The following is a 4,219-nucleotide window of genomic DNA, read 5'->3' as shown; positions in this document are numbered from 1 at the left end:
CTCAGAGAAACGTTTCGAGGCATTATCAGACGAATCTTTGTTAGTGTCGCGCTAGCTTATTTTGTAATGGAGGTTTTTAGAAATACCTTCATCAGTAATTTAGAGATCCATCAATATTTTTTACCTTTCTTTGCTGGGTCAACCATTCTTGTTCTCGTTATCTTTAGATACTTCGTAAATCGCCTTGGAATATTAGGTCTAGGCCAAACGAAAATTATTATTATTGGTGCTGGAGAGCGCGCTTCAATTATTGAAAAACGCATGCGTCGTGAAGTCGACAGAGTAGGCTTTGAATTAATTGGATTTATTCCTATTCCTGGTGACAACCGCGAAGAAGGCATCCAAAACGAAAAATTGATACACGTTAAAGTGGACGAAAACTTCAGAAATTTCATTTCTGATAACGATATTGATGAGGTTGTTATCGCGTGTGATCAACGCCGTGGTACCTTGCCCGTTGAAATATTGTTTGATTGTCGACTACGAGGTGTTGAAGTAACTGATTTGCTCGATTTTATGGAGCGGGAAACTGGGCAAATTGTCGTTAATCTTATGTACCCAAGCTGGGTTATTTATTCAAACGGCTTTAATTCACAAAACTATTTACGAGATGCCTTAGACTATGGCATTAACTGCTTTTTAGCCTTATTGGTCTTGTCGATTACCTGGCCCTTTATGTTGCTCACTGCCTTGATCATATTCTTTGAAGATGTAAGAAACTCAAACGCATCTATTTTTTACAAGCAAGAACGGGTAGGTTTAAACGGAAAATTGTTCAAAATTATAAAATTCAGAAGCATGCGTCCTGATGCTGAAAAAGATGGTGCTAAGTGGGCGACGACGAATGATTCAAGGGTTACTAAAATCGGGCACTTTATTAGAAAGTATCGTATAGATGAGCTTCCGCAGTTACTGAACATATTTAGAGGGGAGATGTCTTTTATCGGACCTAGACCAGAACGCCCTGAATTTGTTGAACAACTAATTCGTGAAATTCCTTATTATAATCAACGTCATAACGTAAAGCCTGGGCTTGCGGGATGGGCTCAGCTTAACTACCCCTATGGCGCTAGTGTTGAAGATTCTATGGAAAAACTGAAATTTGATTTGTACTACGTTAAGCATCAAAGTTTGATGTTAGATATCTTAATTCTTATCCGAACCGTGGAAGTTGTTTTATTCGGAAAAGGAAGATAATGATGAAAAGCTCAGTGCTAAATGCGATGACCGTGGATGTCGAAGATTTTTTCCATGTTTCCGCTTTCGAAGAAATAATCAAACCAGAACAATGGCAAGACTATCAAGTGAGGGTTGATCGCAATACCCGTAGGTTGCTTGATATCTTTGCCAAACATGACGTTAAGTCCACTTTTTTTGTTTTGGGATGGGTCGCAGAACGGTATCCTGATTTGATCAAAGAAATTAGTAAGCAGGGACACGAGATTGCAAGTCATGGTTATGCCCATAGAAGAGCGTCTGAACAAACCAGAGAAGAGTTTACTGCAGACGTCCTCCGTTCGAAAAATCACTTAGAAGACTTGCTAGGTGAAAAGTTAACAGGTTATCGAGCGCCCAGCTTTTCAATTGGTTATACCAATGAGTGGGCTTTTGAAGTGTTGGCTGAATTAGGTTTTGGGTATAGTTCAAGCACTTATCCAGTTAAGCATGATCTGTATGGTACGCCTGATTGGCCACGATTTGCTTATAAACGTCCAGAAGGTATTGTAGAAATACCTATTCCTACTCTGAAAATCCTAGGTAAGCAGGTGCCAATCGGTGGTGGTGGCTATTTTAGATTATATCCCTACAGCGTAGCCCGTAAATTAGTCAAACAATATCTCAAAAAAGAACAACAGCCCTATTCGTTTTATTTTCATCCTTGGGAAATCGATCCTGAGCAGCCTCATGTTCAAGGCGCTTCCTTTAAATCGCGTTTTCGCCACTATCTTAATCTAGACAAAATGGAAGGACGTTTAGAGTCGTTATTGACAGACTTTAAGTGGGGAACGATGAAAGACGTTTATAACATTGACGTAGTTCAAAAGTCATAAAGTAGAGCCACTGACAGTGAATAGTAATTTTATAAGTGCCAATAAAACCGTTATGCCTTTTTTATTTTTATTAGTGGCATTTTGGGTTTTTCTTTTTTCATCAAGTCTATGGTCAGCGGTCAATATTTGGTGGATTTCTGAGATATTCAACCATTGTTTTTTTATTATACCCGGCGCCATTTTTTTAATTTATTTAGAAAGAAAGCGACTCGCATCGTGTAGGTTTAAGCCCAATTTTCTTCTTTTGGTTCCAATATTAGGGTTGCTGCTCCTTTACGGCTTAGGGCTTGCTGGCGATGTACAATTGTTTATGCACGTTGCTACCTTCTGTTCTTTACCCTTGATTATTTGGATGTTAATCGGTAATCAAGCGGCCAGAATTATCGCTTTTCCCTTAGGCTTTATGCTGTTTTCGATCCCCGTTGGCGAAGAATTAATTCCGTGGTTGCAAAGTATCACCGCTGATATGTCAGTTGAGTTGTTGAAATTGACTCAAATTCCGGTTTTTCGAACAGGGCTATATATTCAAATTCCCGGTGGCACCTTTTTAGTTGCAGAGGCGTGTAGTGGGATTAGTTTCTTTATCGCCTGTATTGTCATAGGCGCCTTGTACACTCACCTAAACATTCGTTCAAAGTCGAAGAAAATCGTTTTTATTGTTATATCGATTTTATATCCGATTATTGCCAATGCACTAAGGGTGTACGGAATCATTTTGACTGCGCATTTAACTGATATGGAATATGCCGCAGGGGCCGATCATATCATTTACGGCGGCGTGTTTTTTTCAATCGTTATTATCAGTTTGCTGTTTATCGGTGAACTTTTCAGAACTAAAGGGCCAACGTCTAACGAGTTAAACCCCGAAACTGCATTAGACGGCTCTACACGGCAAATCAGTTTAAAAGCGACGGTCTCGCTTTTGATAGTTCTGCTTGTGGCGCAAGTTTGGTATCAAAGTATCGAAAAGCGTCTAATTTTTGCTGAGAGTAGCGACTCATCACTCAGATTGCCCGCAGGGTTTACAGACTATGCAAATGATGAATATCTTGTTTGGAATCCACAATTCAATGACTCTACTGTGCAATCTTTGGGCTTCATTGGTACAAAAGAACCCAACGCTTTAGAATTTTTTGTCGCATACTACCAAACAGGTCGAGGAGAACTAATAAGCTCCATGAACCGACTTTATCATCAAGACAACTGGACTATTATGTCGTCCAGCAAGAGATATTTAGGTGATACATCAATATTTTACGAAGAGATAAGCGATTCAGTGGGCAATATTCGACTGTTAGCATCGTGGTATTTAGTTGATGGCGACATCTTTATCGATAGGCGTTTGGCGAAGTTACAACAAATTATTAATATCATGATTGGTAAATCTGCAGACGCTTCTATATTGGCAATCTCACAGACAATAAGTAAAGATACTGCTGAGCAGAAAGAGAAATTCATTCAAAAAGTTCAAGAACTGCAAAAGGCGTTTTCTGACTCTGTGCCATTTGAGCAACATTAATGAAAACAAATGAGTCTGGCCTTGCTACTTTTCCCTTTTTATTAAATTGGTTGTATTGCCAAGCGCAAACGCACGATTTCCCAGGTAAGTACCGTTTATTCTTATGGTCAGTCAAAGTATTTAAAGGCCGTTCTATAAAATACCGTATTAATGGAAAGTCTTTTTTTGTGCCTGTAGAAGAGTGGTGTTTTTGGTTAGAAAAGGGGCCCACTAATTATTATCCGCAAGATATACAACCCTTTGTTGCAGCCATAAACCACAGCCCTGAAAAAATGCTAATGATTGATTGTGGTGCTGATATTGGCGCTGTCTCCATGATGGTTGCCAGCGGAACCGATAATATAGCCCGATATGTTTGCATCGAGCCAAACCCCAGTGCTTTTGCACTATTAGAGGCGAATCAATCGGTTTTTAAAGCAAAGGCCGATTTAGTTAATAAAGCGGTTTCAAATTTTTGTGGAAGTGCAACACTTCATTGTGATGCAAATATCACCTCAGACCACGACGCCTATATTCAAGTTGATAGTGATGGCGTTACAGAGGTTACTACCCTCGATAAACTGAGTACAACGCTGGGGTTTAGCGATGCTAAGTATATAGCGTTGAAAATTGACGTTGAAGGCCAAGAACCAGCAGTCTTTGAAGGGGC

General features: G+C 39.6%; 4 protein-coding genes. All 4 read left to right on the top strand.

Annotated elements, in window-relative coordinates:
• A partial coding sequence (locus tag NWQ57_RS07725) for a TIGR03013 family XrtA/PEP-CTERM system glycosyltransferase (RefSeq protein WP_306021566.1) occupies positions 1 to 1,197 on the top strand: 1,197 nt, incomplete at its 5' end.
• Between the two features lie 2 nt (positions 1,198 to 1,199).
• Entirely contained in the window at positions 1,200 to 2,051 is an 852-nt protein-coding gene (locus NWQ57_RS07720; protein ID WP_306021567.1) for an XrtA system polysaccharide deacetylase, read from the top strand.
• Positions 2,052 to 2,067: 16 nt separating this feature from the next.
• Positions 2,068 to 3,570: an exosortase A gene (gene xrtA / locus NWQ57_RS07715; RefSeq protein ID WP_306021565.1), complete on the top strand. Its 1,503-nt coding sequence runs from the start codon at positions 2,068 to 2,070 to the stop codon at positions 3,568 to 3,570.
• Positions 3,570 to 4,219: FkbM family methyltransferase (locus NWQ57_RS07710; protein ID WP_306021564.1), on the top strand; the 650-nt coding region annotated here is incomplete at its 3' end. The genes xrtA and NWQ57_RS07710, both read left to right, overlap by 1 nt.

The sequence above is a fragment of the Paraglaciecola sp. genome, from assembly GCF_030730205.1.
Classification (GTDB): domain Bacteria; phylum Pseudomonadota; class Gammaproteobacteria; order Enterobacterales; family Alteromonadaceae; genus Paraglaciecola.
Note: the sequence above shows the minus strand (reverse complement) of the source record. Positions and strands in the feature narration are given on the sequence as shown.

What these genes read in the sequence shown, in the direction of transcription:
- NWQ57_RS07720 (WP_306021567.1), top strand. Translation starts at nt 1,200, where the DNA reads ATGAAAAGCTCAGTGCTAAATGCGATGACCGTGGATGTCGAAGATTTT.